The following is a 22,836-nucleotide window of genomic DNA, read 5'->3' as shown; positions in this document are numbered from 1 at the left end:
CGGGGCATTCCCCGCCTCTTACACCACATCTCTGCGCGCTACCAGGTACCCCCTCTTGCGACGTGCATTTTTTGGAGTATTCAGCAATGGCGTGTCCCGAAAGAGGCTCAGAACGACTGTTTTGAGTGCCGCCGATGGCGTAAATCGCCATCGGCGGCACTTTTTTATGCCGATTGGGCGCAATATGCATATCGAGTAGGGCATTGAGGACGGTGCGCGGTGCGCTCCGATGCTGAATACTCCCAAAAATGCACGGCGGAACATGACCCACCTGGCCAAAGCGCTCAAGTTCGGTATTCGGGGACGCCTGCCAATTCGCAATACATACAAGTCACGGCTCCAGTAACCGTTGAACGGGCAAAATCGACCGTTCACCCCATGGTGGTTAGGTGAACGTTCACCTTTTAAGTCGCAATGAATTAGTATAGTGAACGTTCACCTAGAGGATAACGAGCGCATCGTGCGCCCGCTCCGCCAACAAAGGGGTTGTTTGATGAAAAACTTCATGGACGATCAGGATTTCCTGCTGAGCACCAAAACCGGTGAGGAGCTGTTCCACAACTTTGCCGAGGGCATGCCCATCGTTGACTACCACTGCCACATTTCTCCCAAGGAGATCTGGGACGACAAGCGTTTTGAGAACATCACCGAGGTTTGGCTGGGCGGTGACCACTACAAGTGGCGCCTGATGCGTGCCAACGGCGTCGACGAGCGCTTCATTACCGGCGATGCCCCTGCTCGCGAGAAGTTCCAGAAGTGGGCCGAGACCCTGGGCCGTTGCGTGGGCAACCCCGTCTTTGAGTGGAGCCACCTGGAGCTTAAGCGTTACTTTGGCTACGAGGGCGTCCTGAACGGCAAAACCGCTCAGGAGGTCTGGGACCTTGCCAACGCCAAGCTCGCTGAGGCCAGCTTTACCTGCCGCAACCTCATCAAGCAGTCCAACGTCCGCATGATCTGCACTACCGACGACCCCGCCGACAGCTTTGAGTGGCACAAGAAGATTGCCGCCGACGACAGTTTTGACGTTCAGGTCGTTCCCGCCATGCGCCCCGATGCCGCCCTGCGCATCGAGCGTGGCCAGGAGTTCGCCGACTACTGCAAGCATCTCTCCGAGGTTGCTGGCGTTGAGATCAGCGACTTCGAGGGCATGAAGGCTGCCATCTCCAAGCGCTACGACGTTGCCCACGAGCTGGGCTGCCGCGCTTCCGACCACGCGCTCGACTACGTTATGTACGTTCCGGCTACCGCCGACGAGATCGAGACTATCTTTGCCAAGGGCCTTGCCGCCGAGCCGCTTGCCGAGGACGAGGTCCTCAAGTACAAGACGGCCTTTATGCAGTTCGTCGCCGGCGAGTATGTCCGCCTTGGCTGGGCCATGCAGCTGCACTTTGGCTGCAAGCGTGACAACAACCGCGCTATGTTCGCCAAGCTCGGTCCCGACACCGGCTACGACTGCATCTCCAACTACACGCCGTCCGACCAGCTGGCCGATTTCCTCAACTCCATCCAGGAGGCCATGGGTCTGCCCAAGACCATTCTGTACAGCCTGAACCCCATCGACAACACCATGATCGATACCGTGATGGGCTGCTTCCAGGAGGCTCCGACCGCCGGTAAGATCCAGAACGGCTCTGCCTGGTGGTTCAACGATAACGAGATCGGTATGCGCGAGCAGCTCACGGCTCTGGCTAACGAGGGCGTGCTGGGCAACTTTGTGGGCATGCTTACCGATTCCCGCTCCTTCCTGTCCTACCCGCGTCATGAGTACTTCCGTCGCGTGCTGTGCGGCGTGATCGGCGAGTGGGTCGAGCAGGGCAAGTATCCGGCCGACATGGAGCTGCTGGGAGCCATCGTGCGCGACATTAGCTACAACAACGCGGTCCGCTACTTTGGCTTTGACCTGGATACCGTCGAGGCCTAAACCCGCATCGAATCACACCGAACTCGGGAGCGCCGTTGCCACACGCGGCGCCCCCGTTTTGCCTGCACGCTAACAGCAATCTAAGGAGAGACATCGATGGAGAACATCAGCTACGAGACGCTCGAGAAGATCGGCTACAAGGGCTACCTGCTGCCCAAGGACGCGCCCGAGAAGGTTCTGCAGTTTGGCGAGGGCAATTTCCTGCGCGCCTTCGTCGACCGCTTCTTTGACATGGGCAACGAGGCAACCGGCTGGAACGGCAAGGTTGTCATGGTCCAGCCCATCAGCGGTGCCTTTGGCTTTGCCGACGGCATTAACGCTCAGGATGACCTGTACACCGTGCTGGTGCGCGGCAAGGAGAGCGGCAACACGGTCGACGAGTCCCGTGTGATCAGCGCCTGCAGCCGCTGCCTCAATCCGTATCGCGAGGACGACTACCGCGCCATGATGGAGGTCGCCGTCTCCGACGATTTGGAGATTATCGTCTCCAACACCACCGAGGCCGGTATCGCCTACGATCCGTCCTGCAAGGCCGACGACATGCCGCCCGCGAGCTTCCCCGCCAAGCTTGCCCAGGTGCTCCACACCCGCTGGGCCGCCGGCAAGCCGGGCGTCATCGTGCTCGCCTGTGAGCTCATCGATCACAACGGCGAGGAGCTGCTGCGCATCATGAACCAGTACGTGAGCGACTGGGGCTGGGAGGACGAGTTTGCGCAGTGGATGGCCAACGACTGCACCGTCTGCACCACGCTCGTCGACACTATCGTCCCCGGCCGTATCCGCGACCCCAAGGAGGCCGCTGCCGTGGCCGAGCGCCTGGGCTACGAGGATCCCTTCCTGGCCGTGCGCGAGCCCTTCCAGATGTGGGGTATCCAGGGCGATGAGTCGCTCAAGGAGCGTCTGCCCTTCGTGAAGGCCGGCCTGCCGGGCGTCTTTGTGACCCCCGATGTCACCCCGTACAAGAAGCGCAAGGTCCGCATCCTCAACGGCGCCCACACTGCCTTTGTTCCGGGTTCCTGGGTTGCCGGCTTTGACATCGTGCGCGATTGCATGCATGACGAGACCGTTCGCGGCTTCATGAACACCATGCTCTACGACGAGGTCATCCCGACGCTTGCCGCCGATCTTGATGTCGAGGACTGCAAGGCCTTTGCCGCCGCCGTCGAGAACCGCTTCGACAACCCGTTTATCGACCACGCGCTGCTCTCCATTTGCCTCAACTCAACCGCCAAATGGCGTGCTCGCGACCTGCCCACGCTCAAGGACTATGTTGCCGAGACCGGCAACCTGCCCAAGTGCCTGGCGACGAGCCTCGCTACGCTCATTGCCTTCTATACGCAGGAGCTCGTTGCTCGCGAGGGCGATGGCCTGCACCTGCGCCGCGCCGACGGCACCGAGTACACCGCTCAGGACGATGCCTTCGTGCTCGATTTCTACGCCACCCACGCCGGTGCAGACGATGCCGAGCTGGTGCACGACGTGCTCAGCAACGAGCAGATGTGGGGCGAGGACCTTACGCAGATCGCCGGCCTTGAGGAGTTTGTCGTCAACGCGCTTGCCGTTGTGCGCGCCGAGGGCGCCAAGCAGGCATTTGCCAACGCCCAGGCCTAAATCCTTCTGTGCGCCCGCCGGGCAACTGGCGGGCGCCCGCTGACTTCTGCTCAACCTGTAGGGTTAGGACTCTTTGTAATGAATACTATCCAGATCAATCCGGCCGACAACGTGATCGTCGCGCTGTCGCCGCTTGCCAAGGGCACCGCCGTCGCGGTTCCCGGGGTGGGCGAGGTCGTTGCCGCGGAGGATATTCCGCAGGGCCACAAGATGGCCGTGCGTGCCATTGCGGCGGGGGAGGACGTCGTCAAGTACGGTCTTCCTATCGGTCACGTGACGGGCGACATCCAGCCCGGTCAGTGGCTTCATACGCATAACGTCAAGACCAACCTTTCGGGCGAGGTCGAGTACGCTTACAACCCGACGCATCCGGTCGTTGAGCCGGTTGAGCCCGAGACCTTTATGGGCTTCCGTCGCGCCGATGGCCGCGCCGCCACGCGCAACGAGCTGTGGATCATCCCCACGGTCGGCTGCGTCAACGAGGTCGCACGTGCCATGTGCGAGCAGGCTCAGGATCTGGTCGAGGGCTCGCTGGAGGGCGTTTACTACTTCCCGCATCCCTTTGGCTGCTCGCAGACCGGTGCCGACCATGCCCAGACGCGCCGTCTGCTGGTGGCGCTCTCGCGTCACGCAAACGCTGCGGGTGTGCTGTTCCTGTCCCTCGGTTGCGAAAACTGCACGCACCAGCAGGTACTCGACGAGCTCGGTGACTTTGATCGCGAGCGCGTTCGATTCCTCGCCTGCCAGGATGTAGCCGACGAGCAGGTCGAGGGTCACAAGATCCTGTCCGAGCTTGCCGACCTGGCCAAGCAGGCCAAGCGTGAGCCCATTCCTGCCTCCGAGCTGGTCATTGGCCTTAAGTGCGGCGGCTCTGACGGTCTTTCGGGCATTACCGCCAACCCCACGATCGGTCGCGTGAGCGATATGGTTGTCGCCCGCGGCGGCACGTCGGTGCTCACCGAGGTTCCCGAGATGTTTGGCGCGGAGAGCATTCTGCTCGATCGCTGTGAGAGCCAGGACGTCTTCAATGCCGCCTCCGACATGCTCAACGGCTTTAAGGACTACTTTATCAGCCACGGCGAGGTCGTCTATGAGAACCCGAGCCCCGGCAACAAGGACGGCGGCATTACCACGCTCGAGGACAAGAGCTGCGGCTGCGTGCAAAAGGGCGGATCCGCCCCCATCGTCGACGTGCTGCCGTATGCCGGTCAGGCTACCAAGCATGGCCTGAACATGCTGTGCGGTCCGGGCAACGACATGGTATCCACCACGGCCCTGACGGCTGCCGGCTGCCACGTAATCCTGTTCTCGACCGGCCGCGGCACGCCGTTTGGCGCACCGGCGCCTACACTCAAGGTGTTCACCAACCAGCGTCTGTGCGACCACAAGGCCAACTGGATGGACTTTAACGCCGGCGTGGTGGCTACGGGCGAGCGCACGCTCGATGAGGCTGCCGACGACCTGTATCAGATGGTGCTGGACACGGCGAGCGGCAAGCTTACGAGTGCCGAGCGTCGCGGCTGCCACGAGATCAGCATTTGGAAGGATGGCGTCTGCCTGTAGCGGTAAATGGGTTCGCATAGGGCGCTATTGACCATGGCCCCGTCGGGAGTGTTCCCGGCGGGGCCATGTTTGTTCTGTCTGTTCGGGCGTGTCTTCCTGAGGGTACGGGAGCGGCGAAAACAATAAACGTTCACCTAATCGACCTCAAATTTTAACCCACTCAATACCCATGTAATCGTGATTTTTTTCAAGTCAGATATCCGTTTAACGGCAAAAAACGACCGTTCAAGGATAATATACAAGTGAACGTTCACCTATCATATGCAATCGCGCATAATCTAGCTAAACGTTCACCCTACGAGTGGGCGATATGCAGACAGACATCGGTATGGACTCCAATGTCTTGTTACAAGACAATCGAGAAAAGAGAGGGAGCTCGATGACTAACAAGATCGGTAAAAAGCGCAAGATCACATTTTGGACGCGCTTGGGCTTTGGTATGGGCGGCATGCTCAACTCCGGTGCCCTGAGCTTTACGCACAGCTACATGGTGCTGTTCCTGTCCACGGAGTGCGGTCTGTCCGCAGGCGAGGCTGCGCTGATCAGCTCGTTCGCCATCTATCTCAACGCCATTCTGTGCCCGCTCATGGGCTTTGTGGCCGATAACTTCTACGCTACCAAGATCGGCCGCATCTTTGGCCGCCGCCGTTTCTGGATCTTGCTGGCTATCCCGATGATGGTCGCCGAGCCGCTCATCTTTGTGGCTACGCCGTTTGGTTTCCCGTACTACTTTGTGTTGTACCTGATCTACAACGTCGCGTACACGTTCTGCACCGCCAACCTGTCGCCGCTTACCATCGAGATGACCGATGACTTCAAGGAGCGTACGTACCTCACCGGCTACAAGCACCTCTTTGGTAACGCCGCCGGCTTCCTGATGGCAGCACTCGTCGGCTTTGGCTTTGGCACCTTCGGCGAGACCAACCCGTTCAGCTACTTCATTATTGCTACGATTAACGCTTCGGTCATGGCAATCTCGCTGCTCTGCGTGTACCTGTCTACGTGGGAGCACACCCCCGAGGAGGTCGCTCAGGAGAAGATCGAGAGCGTCGGCGAGGGTATCAAGAAGTTTTTCATCGACGTTATCTCTACCTTCCGCAACAAGTCCTTCCGCAAGGTCCTGTATGCGCAGGTCTCCACGAAGCTCGCCGCTGCCTGCTGGTCTGCGTGCCTGTCCTTCTTCATCGTCTACTGTCTGCAGATTCCTAAGTCCTACGAGTCCGTGATGGAGATGCCCGGCAAGGTCGTCGCTATCGTCTGCACCGCCATCTGGGTCGCCCTCATGGCCAAGAAGGGCTTCCACAAGTCTTGGTACCTGGCAAACGTCGGTTGCGCCGCGTGCATCATCGCCTACAACTACTTCGCCTTTGGTCAGATCAACGGCACCTCCACGGTCGCCATCGCCATGATCGCCTACCCCATCATCTTCGCCATCTGGAAGTTCTTCTACGTTGGCTTCCAGTATCTGCCCGATGTTCTGCTCAATTACATCCCCGATGTCGATGAGCTCATCACCCTGCGTCGTCGCGAGGGCATCTACAGCTCCGCACAGCAGCTCTGCCAGCAGATCGCCCAGGCTGTTGCCGTCAACGTATGGGCTATCGTCCTTGCTGCCTCCGGCTTCATTCAGACCGCCGGCAACAGCGACGCCGTGACCCAGCCCGCCACCGTGCCTCTGTACATCTGCGGCTACATGCTCATCGGCTGCGCCGGCTTCTTCCTGCTCGCGGCCGTCCTTGCCCGCGGCATCAAGATTGACAAGGAGCAGTGCGACATCCTTTGCGACGAGATTCACCGTGTCAAGGAGGGTGGCAAGATGGCCGACGTCAAGCCCGAGGTCAAGGCGCTTTGCGAGGAGCTCTCCGGCTTTAAGTACGAGGACTGCTTCGCTCACAACAATGTTGGCTTCCAGGACGGCAGCGTAATTCCCGCCGAGTAGGGCCAACGCATTGTCCAAACCAAAGGGCCGTGCCACCGGAGATCCACCGGCGGGTGCGGCCCTTTTTTAAAAACGAGTAGTATGAACTTCTGATTACATTTGAGGGAGAGACCCATGGAGACGAACGTTATCTGGCGCAATGCCCGCGCGGCTGTTATCGAGCTCGACGATGGCGGCTACTTTACCTGTGCCGATACGTGGGAGATCTTTGTCAACGATGAGCCCGCCGGTACCACGAATACGGTCGAGACCTATGTCGATGGCCTGACCCCCGGCAAGCGCAACCTGATCCGCTTTGTCTGCGGCGAGCGCGAGTTGAGCGTAGGCGTCACCACGCCGGCGGAGCCCTTTACCATCAACGTTCGCGACTGCGGAGCCAAGGGCGATGCCGAGCACGATGACACCACCAACATTCAGGCTGCCATCATGGCCTGCCCCAAGGGCGGGCGCGTGCTGATCCCCGCCGGCAACTACCGCATCAAGTCCCTCTTCCTTAAGAGCAATATCAACATCGAGCTTGCCGAGGGCGCGGTGCTGCTGGCCCGTCACGACCGCGCGGCGCTTGCCTACATTCCGGGCACGGTCACGGGCGACGAGGGCGCCGGGTATGCCGGCACCGACATGCTGCCCCTGGGCCGCTGGGAAGGCGAGAGCTTCTCGACCTACTGTTCGACCTTTACGGGCCTGAGCGTGCACGACGTGTGCATCTATGGCCGCGGCGCCATCGACGGCCAGACCGATTTTGCCGAGGACAACTGGTGGAACAAGGACTTTAAGAACATCTTCCGTCCCGAGGAGGGCCGCGAGATCGCCCGCCCGCGCATGATCTTCCTGTCCGAGTGCGAAAACGTGAGTCTTGCCGGCTTTACCGTGCGCAACAGCCCGGCGTGGAATATCCATCCCATTCTGTGCGAGCACGTCGATGCCCTGTGCCTGTCCATCGAGGGTCCCAAGAACTCCCACAACACCGACGGTTTCGATCCCGAGAGCTGCGGTTTTGTCCGCATCCTTGGCTGTCAGTTCTCGGTGGGGGACGACTGCATCGCCATCAAGAGCGGCAAACTGGGCATTGAACCCGAGCTCCGTCCCGCCACGCACGACGTGCTGATCTCGCACTGCTACATGCACGACGGCCACGGCGCCGTGGTGCTGGGATCCGAGGCCGCCGGCGGCATCAAGGACCTCACCGTGAGCAAGTGCCTCTTTGAGCGCACCGACCGCGGCCTGCGCGTCAAGACACGCCGCGGACGCGGCAAGGACGCCGTCAACGAGGGCATCACCTTCGAGCACATTCGCATGGATAAGGTGCTCACGCCCTTCGTGGTCAACTCGTTCTACTTCTGCGACAAGGACGGCAAGACCGACTACGTGCAGTCTCGCGAGGCGCTGCCCGTCGACGACCGTACGCCCGGCTTTGGCGCCACGACGTTTTGCGATATCGAGGCCATCAACTGCCATGCGGCCGCGGCCTATATCACGGGCCTTCCCGAGAGCAAGGTGACGCGCCTGACGTTCCAGGATGTCCATGTGACCTTTGCCGCCGATGCCGAGCCCTTTGTGCCGGCCATGGCCTGCGGCGTGGAGCCCATGGTGCGCCAGGGCATCATCGCGCAGAACGTGAAAGTCCTCGACCTGCAGAACGTGCGCATCGAGGGTCAGGATGGCGACGAGCTGCAGCTGCAAAACGTCGACAAGGTTATCCACGCGTAGGGTAGTGCTCCTGCACAAGTGAATACGGCATGTTGAGGCGTGCGACGGTCGGGTCTGCCCGGCTGTCGCACGCAATCTATAGGTGCCGGCATTGCATGGTGGGTGTTCTGTGACAGAAAGCGTGATGACAGATGAGTGGTAAAGAGCAGCTCTTTGAGGTATCGCTCGAACGCGAAGGCGCGTATCGCAGCATTTCGGCGGCGCTCGAGGCGGCGGAGCGGTGCGTGTCCGATACGACCGTGCCGGTGCGTGTGCTGGTGGCGCCGGGCGAGTATCGCGAGCAGGTCGAAATTCGTCGTCCGCATGTGACGCTCGAGGGCGAGACGGCCGACAGCGTGCGTATCGTGGGAGGCCTGGGTGCCAAGATGCCTTCGGAAGATGGTAGCGGCCAGGATGGAAGACTCGGCACCTTCCGTACGTACACGGTGCTGGTCGATGCCGACGACGTGACGCTTGCGGGTCTAACAATCGAAAACAACGCCGGTGATGGGCGCGAGGTCGGCCAGGCGATTGCCCTGTATGCCGATGGTGACCGCCTGGTTGTCGATGCCTGCTGCATTAAGGGACACCAGGACACGCTCTTTTTGGGGCCGCTGCCGCCGCGCGAGGCCAAGCCGGGCGGCTTTATAGGCCCCAAGCAGTTCGCCCCGCGCCGCGTGGGGCGGCAGTATTTTCGACGTTGCCGGATCGAGGGCGATGTCGACTTTATCTTTGGCGGCGCACGTGCCTACTTTGAGGGGTGTGAGATTCGCTCGCTCAACCGCGATATGGATGTCAACGGGTATGTAACGGCAGCCTCCACGCCCCAGGGCGAGCCGTACGGATTTGTGTTTCATGGCTGTTCGTTTACAGCCGATGAGGGCATTGCCCCCGGATCGGTCTATCTGGGTCGTCCATGGCGCGAGTGGGCCCAGACCGTTTTGCTCGAATGCTGGCTGGGCCCCCATATTTCACTCGAGGGTTGGTGGGATTGGAATAAGCCAGCGGCACATGACGGCACCCTGTATGCCGGCGGTGCCCTGTTTGGCCCGGCGGGTGATACTGCCGCTTGGGTGCCGTGGGCGCATTGCCTGACCGGTCAGGATTCCGAACGCCATGCGCGTGACCGAGTGCTTGCCGGCACGGATGGTTGGGATCCCGAGGGCGGCGACGGTGATGCGGTAGAGACGGCCGGGCTATCTGCCAATGGCCGCACCGTGCACATCGAGACGTACTACGAGGACGAACCTGCGCTGCGCGCCCGACTGAAGCGCGAGGGGCGCTCGGCCGCATTTACGGGCAAGACTCCCACAGACTTTGAGGCATGGAAGGCTGCGACCAGGACTCGTCTGTACGATATTTTGGGTCTTTCGCTTATGGACCGCGCCCCGATTGAGATTCGTGAGCTCAATCGCGTGCGGGTTGCCGGCAGCATCGTGCGTACTCATGCGGTGCTGCAGGTTGAGCACGATGTGTGGATGCCGTTTTACCTGTTGGAGCCGTCCCGCCCCAAGCTTGACGAGCGGGGACTCAAGCGCTGCTATATCTGCCCGCATGGTCACCAGGGGGCGGGTGCTGCAAGCATAGCCGGCGTTGCGGGCGTGCCGGCGGTCGACGATGCCGTGCGTAAGTTCAATTACGACTACGGTCTGCGTTTGGCGCGCATGGGTTATGTGACCGTCTGCCCCGATGCGCGTGGTTGGGGATACCGTCGTGACTGGAAGGGTCAGGGCGACGACGAGAACAGCTACCTGCGCGGTACGTGTCTGAATCAAGCACGTATGGCCGAGCCGCTGGGTCTTACGGTCGCGGGCCTCAACGCCTGGGACAACATGCGCTTGATTGATTACTTGGAGACACGCGGTGACATTGCCATGGACGACCTGGGCTGCTTTGGTTTTTCGGGCGGCGGTTACATGACGTTGTACCTGTCCGCGCTCGACCCGCGCGTGCGCAAGGCGTTTGTCTCGGGCTATCTGTACGGCGTTGATGATTCGCTACTGCACCTCAACGGCAATTGCAGCTGCAATTACACGCCTGGACTCTGGCGTCTGCTCGACATGGGCGACATTGCATCGCTTGTCGCGCCACGGCCGCTCTTGGTTCAGAGCTGCGAGAAAGACCATCTCAACGGCGCCCGCGGGCTTGCGAACGTAGACGAGCAGCTCGATATCGTTCGCGACGCCTACGCGCTGCTGGGCAAGGACGAAAACCTTCTGCACGAGGTCTGCCCGGGTGGACACCACCTGGGCGTGGCGCATCTTGCCGAGGATATCGAATGGCTCGATTCGCAAGTTGCGGAATACGCCCACGCATAGTCCCTCGGTATGTTGTGAATGAACGGTATGTACCTGTATGACCGCCGGTGTGCGGGTGAGGAGAAGAATATGGAAACGAAAAACTTGAGCGAATCGACCGTCTGCTGCTTTGGCGATTCGACCACCTGGGGCGATAACGGATGCGGCGGGGGAGGCAACGATATCTCCTGGACTTCGCACCTGGGTGCGCTGCTGGGCGGCGCTACGATCGAGAACTTTGGTATTAAGGGTTCGCGTATTGCCGTCAAGGCCGACCGTGGCGATTCGTTTGTCGAGCGCTTGGACGGCATCGATCACACGGCAGATATCTGCATCGTCTTTGGCGGCGTTAACGACTTTAGCCGTAACGTGCCGCTGGGAGAGCTGGGCAGCACGGACGTGCACGAGTTCTACGGTGCGCTCGACTACCTGATCCGCACCATCACGGCGCGCTCGCCTCAGGCAAAGCTGGTGTTTATGACGCCGTGCAAGACGAGCGGCAAACACGAGAAGGATATTCCGGCAAGCAACGAGGCCAACCATCTGGGCCTGACGCAAGACGCCTATGTGCGCGCGATGCTGGAGGTCTGCGATCGCTACTCGGTGCCGGTGATCGACCTGTATGCGCAAAGCGGCATCAGCCCGTTTTTGCCGGAGCACCGCGAGCTCTACATGCCGGACGGTCTGCATTACAGCCCTACCGGCTATGAGCGCCTGGCGCATCGCATTGCCGCGGCTCTCACCGCCGTTTGCCGCTAAAAGGATGCCGTTTGCGGGGATTATAGGGTTAACGTTCACCCTATAATCCCCGTTCGCGTTACACTAGGGTAAACGTTCACCCATCAATAACGTCAGAGGGGACAGCAATGGGTTGCAATCAGATTCTGGACCGTTATATCGAGCAGTTGATCGAGACCTCTACGCCTCAGGCGCCGGCCTGGAATATCGAAAAGCTTCGCGCCGGCAAGGAGAACACCTGGAATTACATTAACGGCTGCATGATCAAGGCACTCATCGAGCTGTACGAGATCACCGGCGAGCAGCGCTACCTGACTTTTGCCGATGACTACATCGATTTCTTTGTCCAGGACGATGGCACCATCAAGCATTACAATCCCCAGGAGTACAACCTCGATAACGTCAATGCAGGCAAGACCCTCTACAAACTCTATGACCTGGTAGGCAAACCCAAGTACCGTGCCGCCATGGATACCATCTATCGTCAGCTCGAAACCCAGCCGCGTACCAAAGAGGGTGTGTTTTGGCACAAGGCCGTCTACCCCAACCAGATCTGGCTCGACGGCATGTACATGGCGCAGCCGTTCTACATGCAGTACGAGCTGAGCTTCCACAACCGCCGTGCCTGCTCGGATAGCTTCCATATGTTCCAGGTCGTGCATGACCTGATGCGCAACCCCCTCAACGGTCTGTACTATCACGCCTACGACGCGAGCCGCAAGCAGTTCTGGTGCGATCCCGTCACCGGTCTTTCGGCCAACTTCTGGCTGCGCGCCGAGGGCTGGTTTGCCATGGCGCTCATCGATACCTGGGAGCTCATGCCGCCCTCGATGTCGGCCGAGAAGGACGAGATCCGCAAGATGTTCCACGACCTGATCGACGCCATGCTGCCGTATCAGGACGAGAAGACCGGCATGTGGCACCAGGTCATCAACCTGCCCAATATCGCCCCCAACTATCTGGAGGAGTCGGGCAGCGCCATCTTTGCCAACGCCATCATGAAGGGCGTGCGCCTGGGCGTGCTGGGCGAGCGCTACTACCAGTACGGCCGCCGTGCGTTTGACGGCATCTGCGACACGTGCCTGTCCGAGCGCGACGGACAGCTGGCGCTCGACAACATCTGCCTGGTGGCGGGTCTTGGCAACACCGCGCACCGCGAGGGCACGTTTGGCTACTACATGAGCGAGCCCGTCGTCAAAAACGACGCGAAGGGCGTGGCGCCGCTGGTGCTTGCCTATATCGAGACCATGCATCATGACAAGCTTGCCGGTAAGCGCGATCCGCTTGCCCCTTCGGGCGTGTGCTCCATCGACGACCCGTTTGGCGGCTACACGCCGGGCATCAATGCGTGCAAGGAGGTCTAGGCATGGCGCAGTCAAAAGGCGCACTGAGCGTCGGCGTGCGCCTGCACGACCTGCCCGAGGGTACGGTCGAGGAGCGCATTCGCATGGCAGGCAAACTGGGTTTCTCGTGCATTCAGCTGCCGAGCAAAGTACTCTACAAGTCCTTTGGCATTAACCGTTCCGGCCTTACGCACGAACTCGCCGACCATCTGCGCGAGGTGCTCGACACCAACGGCGTGCAGGTGGCGGTGCTCGGCTGCTATAAAAACCTGGCAACGCCCGATCAGAATCAACTGGTGGATACCTATGCCGAGTACGAGGCGTGCCTGAGGTTCGCGCGCTGGCTTGGGGGCTGTCCGGTGGGGACCGAGACGGGGCGCCCTAACGCGCAGAACAAGATGGCCGATGACCGTTTTTCGGCCGCTGCGCTCGATGCGTTTTGCAAAGGACTCGCACGCGTGTGCTCGATGGCCGAAAAGGAGGGCGGCGAGCTTCTGATCGAGCCCGGTTGGAACGAGATCGTCAATACGCCCGGGCGCTGCCGCGAGGTTCTGGAGCGCGTCCCGAGCCCGGCGCTCGGCGTGATCTACGACCCGGTGTCGCTGCTGCATCCCACGATCGTCGGTGAGGCTTCCGAGCAGGTGTCGCGTATGTTGCACCTGTGCGGCAGCAAGATTCGCGTGCTGCATGCAAAGGACTACGAGATCGTAGACAACGAGGACCAGGATGGCTGGTGTGATGGCTCGGGCTCTCGTTTGGTATGCCACGGCGCCTGTACGTGCGGAAACTTTGTTTTTGAGGCTATTGCCGCCTGGGCCGCGGCCGCGCGACCGGGCATTATGACCGTTATCGAGAACAGCACACCGTCCACGGTCGAGCGTTCGCGCGACGAGTTGCTGCGCATGGGCCGCAGCGTGATGTGCGAGCACGTGATTCTGTAACGAAGCAGGTTGGCGAAAGAGATTGTCGTAGAGGTCCAGGAGAGGAACCGATGGCTATTCATATTGTTGAGGAAGCGAACCGTTGCCTTGGGTGCAAGAAGGCGTTCTGCCAGCTTAAAGGCTGTCCGGTTCAGACGCCTATTCCGCAGGTCATCGACCTGTTTAAGCAGCGCCGTCTGGAAGAGGCAGGTGGGCTGCTGTTCCAGAACAACCCCATGAGCGCGGTCTGCTCCATGATCTGCAACCATTCGGGTCGGTGCGAGGGCGCGTGCATCCAGGGCCGCAAGGGTGCGCCGGTGCACTTCTCGAGCATCGAGAACTATATCTCGACTGCGTATTTGGATCGTAAGGAGTGGAAGCCTGCGCCGTCGTGCGGCAAGCAGGTTGCCGTGGTCGGTTCCGGTCCTGCCGGCATTACCGTGGCCATTAAGATGGCCCAGCTGGGCTGTGCCGTCACGGTGTTTGAACAGCGCCCCGAGATCGGCGGCGTGCTGGAGTACGGCATCCCCGAGTTTCGCCTGCCCCGTGCTCTCGTGCAAAAGTACCGTCACGTGATGTGCTCGCTTGGCGTGCGCGTCCGTCCCTCGACCACCATCGGTGGCGCGCTGCATATCGACGACCTGTTGCGCGACGGCTACGATGCGGTCTTTGTCGGTACCGGTACCTGGCGCGCCCGCAAGCTGGGTATTCCCGGCGAGTCGCGTGGTAACGTACTGTTTGGTATCGATTACCTGGTCGATCCCACGAGCGTGGCGATCGGTCAGAACGTGGCGGTTATCGGCGCCGGCAACGTGGCCATGGATGTTGCCCGCACGGCTCTGCGCTCGGGCGCTCGCAAGGTTACCGTGTATGCCCGATCGCGCCATATCTCGGCCATCGATGACGAGGTGGAGCTGACCGAGCTTGATGGTGCCGAGATCGTGCGCGGCAAGGCGATCTGCGCCATCGACGATAACGGTCCGGTGTTCGAGACGGCTATCTTTGACGAGGACGACAACGTGGTGGGCTACGAGGAAGAACTTGACCATGTGCCCGCCGACACGGTTGTGATTGCGGCCTCGCAAGTGCCTAAGGACAAGCTGGTGCTTACGACGGGCGGTCTGGAGACCGACCATCGTGGCCTTCTTTCGGTCGATGAGCACGGCATGACCACCGTGCCGGGCGTCTTTGCCGCCGGCGACGTGGTCAACGGCCCGCTCACTGTGGTCCATGCTGTAGCCGGCGCCAAGCTCGCCGTCGAAGGCATGACCAGCTACCTGGGCATCTAACCCATCCCATCCATCAGTTGCGGTGAAATACGGACTGTTTTGCCTGTCAAAAGCCTCATCTACTCCGTATTCCACCGCAACTTTTTTGTGGGCTGAGTAAAAGCCGGGGGAACGTGCACGGTCGGGTACAGCGCGGTTGCTGATACGATAGGTACGTTAGCAATTGCCGCCGAGCGGCTTAAACGAAAGGAAGCCTGTATGGAGTCATCCGCCTACCCGATGCTCTTTAGCCCGATCAAGGTCGGTACGACCGAGGTCAAGAACCGCGTCTTTATGCCGCCGGTATCTACCAACCTGGCCGATCATGGCTATGTGACCGACGACTTGGTCGATCATTACCGTGCCCGCGCCAAGGGCGGCGTGGGCCTCATCATCACCGAGGTCGTGACGGTCGAGCCTACCTATACCTATCTGCCGGGTGACATGTGCTGCTACGACGACACGTTTATCCCCGGCTGGGAAAAGCTCGCCGCGGCCGTCCACGAGTACGGCTGCAAGATCATGCCGCAGCTCTTCCACCCCGCCTACATGGCCTTTAACATTCCGGGCACGCCGCGCCTGATCGCTCCGTCCTTTGTGGGCCCGTCTTACGCCCGCGAGGCACCGCGCCCCATCACGGTCGACGAGATTCACGTGCTCACGCATCAGTTTGGCGACGCTGCCGTGCGCATGCAGAAGGCCGGCGTCGATGGCGTCGAAGTCCACGCGGCGCACGCCCACGGTATGCTCGGCGGCTTTTTGACTCCGCTCTACAACAAGCGCACCGACGAGTACGGCGGCTCGCTCGACGCCCGCATGCGCTTCCTGCTCGAAGTCATCGCCGAGATTCGCGAGCGCTGCGGCAAGGACTTTATCATCGACGTCCGCATTTCGGGCGACGAGTACACCGATGGCGGTCTGACCCTCAACGACATGATCTACGTCTCGCGTCGCCTGGAGAAGGCCGGTGTCGACATGATTCATGTGTCGGGTGGTACCACCATCAAGCGCGGCTCCGCGATTCCCGCCGCCGGTACCCAGCAGGCCTCGCACGCCGCCTGCTCGCGCGAGATCAAAAAGCACGTCAACATTCCCGTTGCCACGGTCGGCCGCATTAACGAGGCTTGGATCGCCGAGGAGCTGATTGAGGACGGTGCTGCCGATATCTGCATGATGGGTCGCGCCAATCTGTGTGATGCCGAGTTCTGCAACAAAGCCGCTGCCGGCAACGCCGACGACATCCGCCCCTGCATTGGCTGCCTGCGCTGCCTGAACGGCATCATGTTTGGCAAGCGCATCTCCTGCACCGTCAACCCGGACGTGGAGCGCGACGAGGCTGGCTACGAGCCTGCCGCCGAGGCCAAAAACGTACTCGTTGTGGGCGCCGGTCCTGCGGGCATGGAGGCAGCCTACATTGCCGCCAAGCGCGGCCACAACGTGGTGCTCGTGGATAAGCAGGACGAGCCGGGCGGCGAGATGCGCATCGCGGCCGTTCCGCCGGCAAAGCAGGAGCTCACGCGCGTGATCAAGTACCAGTATCGCCGTCTTGCTGAGGCGGGCGTGAAGTGCGTCTTTGGTACCGAGCTTTCGGCCGAGGACATTCAGCGCGACTACGCGGGTTACGAGGTTGTCCTGGCCTATGGCGCCGAACCCATCGCCCCGGCCTTTATGCAGGGCTTTAAGCAGGTCATGACGGCTGATGACCTGCTGGGCGGCAAGGCTTTCCCGGGCAAGAAGATCGTCATTGTGGGCGGCGGCACCGTCGGCTGCGAGACGGCCGATTACCTGGCCCCGTTGGTCAACGATCTGTCGCCGGCCAACCGCGATGTCACCGTCATCGAGATGACCAAGACGCTTGCCGCCAACGAGGGTGGCGCCGGTCGCGCGGTGCTCATCACGCGCATGCTCTCCAAGGGCGTTCACGTGCTGACCGAGGCCAAGGTGACTGAGATTACCGAGGACGCCATCAGTTACGAAAAGGACGGCGAAGTCCATACCATCGCCGACGCCGATACGCTGGTGCTTGCCATGGGTTACCGCCCCAACACCAAGCTGGCCGATGACCTTGCCGTTGCCGGCGTTGCCACCCACGTGCTGGGCGATGCCCAGAAGTGCGGCAACATCCGCGACGCCATCGGCGACGGCTACAAGGTCGCCTGCGAGCTGTAGGCTCTTGGCAAATAGGGGAGCGGCCGCCTTGCGGTGACTCAAGCGATAGCCAATCTAAAAAGGCGCCGCGACACATGGATCGTCGCGGCGCCTTTTGTCTGGCGGTTTGTTGGGGGTCGGTGCGCCCCGAAGGCCTTATTACAGGCCCAAGATCTCCTTGACCTTGGCGATGATGGCCTCGTCGGTGGCGTTGGCAAAGAAGTACTCCTGGAAGTGCTCACCAGCGAGGGCGCCCTTCACCAGATCCTGATCGATCTCGCCCAGGACGTCGACGAACGGACGCATGGTCACAGCGCGCACGCCGTCGAGGATCTTCTTGTTGCGCTGCTCGGGCTCAACGCGCTCGGCGGGGTAGCCGTTGCCCGAGCCAAAGCCAAAGAGCTTCTCGAAGGTGTACTCGAGGTTGAGCTCCTGGCCCCAGCCGTTCTTGAGGGCGAAGGGCATGGCGACGGCATTGCCATCGTTGACCTGGGCAAAGGTGTAGGCATCCAGCGGGTCGGCAACATGGCCGCACAGCACGCCGGGGAAGGAGTTGCAGGCGAGCATGGCGCCCTCGCCGGTGCCGCAACCGGTCACGACGTAGTCGGCAGCGCCGGAGTTGAGCAGCACGGCGGCAAGAATGCCGTTCTGCACGTAGGTGAGGGGCTTGGAGTCGGCGTCGGCATACATGCCATAGTTAAAGACGGTGTGCCCCATGGGCTCGACAACCTTCTTAAGGGCAGCCTCGATCATAGGGTTCTTGGAGTTCTGAGAATTCTCATTAATCAGAGCGATCTTCATTTGAGTTAACCTTTCAACCAAATGTTTCTTTTTTTGTTTCTGCATGCGGGCGGCGTCTATTCCAACCCGAGGTTGGTTTTGCGGGCGGTGGACGATAAGGTCTGTCGCGAGTTCCGCACGAGCCGGAAAGCACTTAATGTGCTTTCCGTGCGAGCAGGACTGTCTGAGCAGCAGACTTTATCGTCCACCGCCTCGCCCGAATGCCCTACTGCGGCTGCTTGCCGATGTAGGCCAGAATGCCGCCGTCGACGTACAGAATGTGCCCGTTGACGAAGTTCGATGCGTCGGAAGCCAGGAACACGGCGGGGCCCTTCAGGTCCTCGGGCGTGCCCCAACGGGCTGCGGGCGTCTTGGCAATGATGAACTGGTCAAACGGATGACGGCTGCCATCGGGTTGCGTCTCGCGCAGCGGTGCGGTCTGCGGGGTAGCGATGTAGCCCGGCCCAATGCCGTTGCACTGGATGTTGGCCTCGCCAAACTCGGAGCAGATGTTCTTGGTGAGCATCTTGAGTCCGCCCTTGGCGGCGGCATAGCCAGCGATGGTTTCGCGGCCCAGCTCGCTCATCATGGAGCAGATGTTGATGATCTTGCCGTGACCCTTGGCGATCATGCCCGGCAGGCAGGCCTTGGACACGATAAACGGGGCATTGAGGTCGATGTCGACGACGCGACGGAAGTCCTCGGCGCTCATGTCGAGCATCGGGGTGCGCTGGATGACGCCGGCGTTGTTGACCAGAATGTCGGGCGTGGTGCCAAAATCGGCCTCGATCTTGGCGATGAGCTCGGCGACGACGGCCTCGTCGGTGACGTCGGCAACATAGCCGTGAGCATCAAAGCCCAGCTCGCGGTAGTGCTTCTCGGCCTCGGCGACCTTGTCGGCGTGACGGGCGTTAAAGGCGATCCTGGCGCCGGCTTCGCCGAGTGCCTCGGCCATGGCCATGCCGATGCCATAGGTGGCGCCGGTCACGAGCGCAACCTTGCCGTCCAGGCGGAAGCTGTCCATAAGATCAGACATAGCAATCCTTCCAAAAGAAACGTTCATCTATATAAGTCTTGCTTTTCGTACAAGCTCAGTATATGTGAAGTAGGGTAATAAACCCTCCCATTCTCCGAAAAATAGGTGAACGTTCACTTTTAAAAGGTAAACGGTGAACTCGCACTGCTGCGCGGGCGGCTCGATTGTCCTGATCGAGGAGGGCAAGCTCGAGAGACAAGTGGGCACGGGCTGCCCGTTGGCCCCGCGCGTAGTGCTACTTTTCAAACGCGGCGCGCGCAAAGTGCCGGGTGAACAACTTACTGGCGATGCCGGCGACGTTGCCTAAGATCAGCGCCGAGATAGCGGTGGTCACGTCTGGTCACGTCAAAGCCGCCTAAGTTGTGCATGGGTGCCAGCGGCCCTTATTTCACCGCAACTGAGGGTATGGGGGATGCGATAGTATTACGTGGTGAAATTCGACAAACCGTGAGCTTCATCCGAGGGCTTTATGGAACAACATCAGCCTTATCAGAGCCTGCAAGATCAGGCATACAACACATTGCGCTCCAAGATCATCTATGCCGAGCTCAAACCCGGCACACGTCTTTCGGCGATTGGTCTGGAAAAGGAGACGGGAATCGGGCGCACGCCCATTCGCGAGTCCTTTGTACGCCTGCGCGAGCAAGAGCTGGTGGAAACGCGTCCCAAAAGCGGCACCTACGTCTCTAAGATCAGCATGGAACGCGCCGAGAACGCCTGTTTCTTGCGCGAGAAACTCGAGAGAAGTGTGCTCATTAAATGCTGCTCTGCCGCCACGCCCGAGCAAAAGCATCGGCTCGAGCAGATTCTTGCCGAGTCCGAGTCACTCGATCATCGTGAAACGCGTCGCTTTTTCGATCTGGACAACCTGTTCCATGAGACATGTTTTGAGATTGCCGGCCGCCACATGTTGTGGGATTGGATGAAGAGCGTCAACACGCATTTTGAGCGATACAACTGGTTGCGTATGGTGTCGCAGGATCTGGACTGGGAGCCGATCCGTGGGCAACATCGCCGGATTCTTGAGGCCATTAAGAAGGGCGATACCGACACGGCGAGCTACCTGGCAGAGACGCACCTGCATCTGATGCCCGAGGAGCAGGGCCCGGTTATCGCCTTGCATCCCGACTATTTCGAGCTGTCCAAAGACTCGGCCATCTAACTCGCCCCCTACATTAGTTGCGGTGAAATAGGGACTGTTTTGCGGCTTTGACGACGTAGGCAGTCCGTATTTCACCGCAAGTGCGGGGGTGCAATCGGGGCATGAAAAGGCTGCGGCGCCGCTTGGAGGAAAAGACCGGAAGCAAGGGTCCATTCCTCCAGACGGCGCCGCAGCTGTTTTGGTGGACTGGATTATGTTGAGTCGGTTGATTGACCGGGAAAGCAAAGCGGCTTGGGGGCGTGTCGCTTCCGTCACGTTCTATCAGCATACAAGACGGTTTTGGTTCTTGTTCGTGACGGAAACGGCGCGCTTCCGAGCCGCTTTAAAAGAAAGGGGGCGAGGTCTAGGACACGCCCCCTTTCACGATAGAGAGCTAAACCTAGCCGCGGACCTTCTTGACGACGTCCATGGCCTCGCGGGCGATCTGCTCGACCTTGGAAAAGTCGCCGTCGGCGAACAGGGCCGGCTTGACCATCCAGGTGCCACCACAGGCGATGATGGCGCTGGAGCTCAGGTACTCCTCGACGTTGGCAGTGTTCACGCCGCCGGTGGGCATAAAGCGATGGCCGACAAACGGAGCAGCGAGGGCCTTGATGGTGTTGAGGCCCCCATACTGAGCCGCGGGGAAGAATTTGGTGACCTTGAGGCCCAGATTCTCGGCAGCAGTGACCTCGGAGGGGGTCACGGTGCCGGGAAGGACGGGCAGGTCGATGTCGATGCAGTGCTTCACGACGTCCTCGTTGTAACCCGGCGAGACGATGAACTTGGCACCGGCGGTGCGGGCCTGCTCAACCTGCTCGACGGTCAGGACAGTGCCGGCGCCGACGCACATCTCGGGCTCGGCCTCGGCCATAGCGGCGATGCACTCGGCGGCGCAGGCAGTGCGGAAGGTGACCTCGGCGGACTTCATGCCGGCTGCCATAAGGGCATGGGCGAGCGGTGCGGCGTCTTCGACCTTGTCGAGCACGACGACCGGCACGATGCCCAGGGATTCAAGCGTGGTGTAGAACTGATCGAACATAGTGTTCCTTTCGATGTGAGGCGCGCACGGGCGCGTGATTGCCAAAGAAGATTGGCCATGAGCCGGTTCCGGATTGGTTATCGGAGGCACTGCTTGGGTCACAAGCAATTTCGGAACCGGCTACGAGGCCAGTCGTGAAGGAATGCCAGACAAAACCGGAATGGGACTAAGTGGTTCTACCTGGCCGGAGGAATCGGGGAGCGGGTCGCAGGGGTATGGGTATGGAAAGCTGCGGCCCGCGGAATGGGGACGGCTTAGCGCGCGACGCGGGTGCCACCGTCGGCGGCGGATGCCACGGCTGCGATCTCGTCTGCGGTCACCAGGTTGGAATCGCCCTTGATGGTGAGCTTGAGGATCGAGGCGGCGATGGCGTAGTTGACGGCGTCCTGCGGGGCAAAGTCGTTGATGAGGGCATGGACGAGGCCGGCGTTGAAAGCATCGCCGGCGGCAACGCCCTCGAGCACGTGCACGTCGTGAGCAGGGGAGAACCAGTGCTCGCCGCTCTCGGCGTCAAAGAGCATGCCCATCCAGATGGAGCGCTCGACGCAGGAGATGTTGCGGACGACCGAGGCGACCTTCTTGCAACCGTACTCGGCGCAGATCTGACGGGCCATCTCGACGTAGGTGTCGCGCTCCTCGATGCCGTGGGCAAGGGAGCCGGAGACGCAGGTCATACCGAGGCCGGCAGGAGCGTCCTCGTCGTTGGCAATGCAGATGTCAACGAGCGGCAGGAGTTCCTTCATGGTGGCCTGCGACTTCTCGGGCGACCACATCTTGCCGCGATAGTTCACGTCGCAAACGGTGGTGATGCCCTTGGCGCGGCAGGCGGTGAGGGCATCCTTGCAGGCGGCGGCCATCTCGTCGGAGACGGCGGGCGTCACGCCGGAGAAGTAAAAGACATCGACACCCTTGAGGATCTCGTCCCAGTCAAAGACGTCGCGCTTGGCCATGTTGATGGCAGAGTACTTGCGGTCGTAGACGCAGCCGTTGCCGCGCTGCGAGGCGCCGACCTCAAACACATAGGAACCAAGACGGTCGCCCTGGCGCACGACGCGCGAGGTATCGACGTCGTAGACCTTCAGCGAACGCAGGGCGCACTCGCCCAGACGGTTGGCCGGGACAACGGAGACGTAAGCTGCCTTGTCACCCTGGTAGGCCAGGGAAAGCGCGGTGTTGGCTTCGGCGCCGCCGTAGCGGACATCAAACTCGGTCGCCTGCTCAATGCGCAGATGGTCTTTGGGCGAGAGCCTCATCATGATCTCGCCGAAGGTAAGAACCGTTTTACCCATGGTCGCGCAGCTCCTTCTTACTCGTGCGTACACCTTTGATATGGCGTTGGCACGGAGGTGCCAAGACGGTAGGGTACATCTTTGCACCTCCGTGCCAACGCTTGCCGAAAT

Annotated in this window: 17 protein-coding genes; 13 read left to right on the top strand and 4 right to left on the bottom strand. The window is 60.7% G+C overall.

What is annotated here, in order from left to right; genetic code table 11:
* The first annotated feature begins 493 nt into the window (after window positions 1-493).
* The 11 genes from uxaC (at window position 494) to DWW12_RS05205 (ending at window position 17,458) form a co-directional block, all read left to right on the top strand.
* On the top strand, window positions 494-1,921 hold the full coding sequence (gene uxaC, locus DWW12_RS05255; protein ID WP_117855347.1) for a glucuronate isomerase: 1,428 nt from the start codon (window positions 494-496) through the stop codon (window positions 1,919-1,921).
* Between the two features lie 96 nt (window positions 1,922-2,017).
* The gene (locus DWW12_RS05250; RefSeq protein ID WP_117855346.1) at window positions 2,018-3,532 is read left to right on the top strand and encodes a tagaturonate reductase; all 1,515 of its coding nucleotides are present in this window, start codon (window positions 2,018-2,020) and stop codon (window positions 3,530-3,532) included.
* Between the two features lie 78 nt (window positions 3,533-3,610).
* A complete protein-coding gene (locus DWW12_RS05245; RefSeq protein ID WP_117800000.1) occupies window positions 3,611-5,095 on the top strand; it encodes a UxaA family hydrolase in 1,485 nt (494 codons plus the stop codon).
* A gap of 379 nt (window positions 5,096-5,474) precedes the next feature.
* Window positions 5,475-7,034: an MFS transporter gene (locus DWW12_RS05240; RefSeq protein WP_157758022.1), complete on the top strand. Its 1,560-nt coding sequence runs from the start codon at window positions 5,475-5,477 to the stop codon at window positions 7,032-7,034.
* Between the two features lie 114 nt (window positions 7,035-7,148).
* On the top strand, window positions 7,149-8,744 hold the full coding sequence (locus DWW12_RS05235; protein WP_117855344.1) for a glycoside hydrolase family 28 protein: 1,596 nt from the start codon (window positions 7,149-7,151) through the stop codon (window positions 8,742-8,744).
* Between the two features lie 131 nt (window positions 8,745-8,875).
* Window positions 8,876-11,041 (top strand): pectinesterase family protein, encoded by a 2,166-nt coding sequence (locus tag DWW12_RS05230; protein ID WP_117855342.1) that lies wholly within the window; start codon window positions 8,876-8,878, stop codon window positions 11,039-11,041.
* A 69-nt stretch (window positions 11,042-11,110) separates the two neighbouring features.
* Complete coding sequence (locus DWW12_RS05225) at window positions 11,111-11,779, top strand: SGNH/GDSL hydrolase family protein (protein ID WP_117855341.1); 669 nt, start codon at window positions 11,111-11,113, stop codon at window positions 11,777-11,779.
* Between the two features lie 107 nt (window positions 11,780-11,886).
* Window positions 11,887-13,122: a glycoside hydrolase family 105 protein gene (locus DWW12_RS05220; RefSeq protein ID WP_117855339.1), complete on the top strand. Its 1,236-nt coding sequence runs from the start codon at window positions 11,887-11,889 to the stop codon at window positions 13,120-13,122.
* A gap of 2 nt (window positions 13,123-13,124) precedes the next feature.
* Window positions 13,125-14,042, top strand: coding sequence for a sugar phosphate isomerase/epimerase (locus DWW12_RS05215; protein ID WP_117855338.1), 918 nt, complete (start codon window positions 13,125-13,127; stop codon window positions 14,040-14,042).
* Window positions 14,043-14,092: 50 nt separating this feature from the next.
* Window positions 14,093-15,310, top strand: a complete 1,218-nt coding sequence (locus tag DWW12_RS05210; RefSeq protein WP_117855336.1) for an FAD-dependent oxidoreductase — start codon at window positions 14,093-14,095, stop codon at window positions 15,308-15,310.
* Between the two features lie 198 nt (window positions 15,311-15,508).
* Window positions 15,509-17,458 (top strand): NAD(P)/FAD-dependent oxidoreductase, encoded by a 1,950-nt coding sequence (locus DWW12_RS05205; protein WP_117855334.1) that lies wholly within the window; start codon window positions 15,509-15,511, stop codon window positions 17,456-17,458.
* Window positions 17,459-17,596: 138 nt separating this feature from the next.
* Here DWW12_RS05205 and DWW12_RS05200 read toward each other — a convergent pair whose 3' ends face one another.
* Both DWW12_RS05200 and DWW12_RS05195 read right to left on the bottom strand, forming a co-directional pair.
* Entirely contained in the window at window positions 17,597-18,238 is a 642-nt protein-coding gene (locus DWW12_RS05200) for an RpiB/LacA/LacB family sugar-phosphate isomerase (protein WP_117855332.1), read from the bottom strand.
* Window positions 18,239-18,443: 205 nt separating this feature from the next.
* Window positions 18,444-19,253 (bottom strand): gluconate 5-dehydrogenase, encoded by an 810-nt coding sequence (locus DWW12_RS05195; protein WP_117855330.1) that lies wholly within the window; start codon window positions 19,251-19,253, stop codon window positions 18,444-18,446.
* A 133-nt stretch (window positions 19,254-19,386) separates the two neighbouring features.
* On the opposite strand from DWW12_RS05195, the gene DWW12_RS09835 reads away from it, so the two are divergent.
* Both DWW12_RS09835 and DWW12_RS05190 read left to right on the top strand, forming a co-directional pair.
* Window positions 19,387-19,560 (top strand): hypothetical protein, encoded by a 174-nt coding sequence (locus DWW12_RS09835; protein WP_158564408.1) that lies wholly within the window; start codon window positions 19,387-19,389, stop codon window positions 19,558-19,560.
* A 162-nt stretch (window positions 19,561-19,722) separates the two neighbouring features.
* On the top strand, window positions 19,723-20,415 hold the full coding sequence (locus DWW12_RS05190; protein WP_117855329.1) for a GntR family transcriptional regulator: 693 nt from the start codon (window positions 19,723-19,725) through the stop codon (window positions 20,413-20,415).
* Window positions 20,416-20,794: 379 nt separating this feature from the next.
* Here DWW12_RS05190 and eda read toward each other — a convergent pair whose 3' ends face one another.
* Together eda and DWW12_RS05180 are read right to left on the bottom strand one after the other, a co-directional pair.
* Entirely contained in the window at window positions 20,795-21,436 is a 642-nt protein-coding gene (gene eda / locus DWW12_RS05185; RefSeq protein WP_117855327.1) for a bifunctional 4-hydroxy-2-oxoglutarate aldolase/2-dehydro-3-deoxy-phosphogluconate aldolase, read from the bottom strand.
* Window positions 21,437-21,690: 254 nt separating this feature from the next.
* A complete protein-coding gene (locus DWW12_RS05180) occupies window positions 21,691-22,725 on the bottom strand; it encodes a sugar kinase (protein WP_117645915.1) in 1,035 nt (344 codons plus the stop codon).
* Between the last annotated feature and the right edge of the window lie 111 nt (window positions 22,726-22,836).

Origin of the sequence: Collinsella sp. AF14-35, from assembly GCF_003464565.1 — a bacterium.
Taxonomy (GTDB): Bacteria; Actinomycetota; Coriobacteriia; order Coriobacteriales; family Coriobacteriaceae; genus Collinsella.
This window is presented reverse-complemented; position numbering and strand designations above follow the sequence as displayed.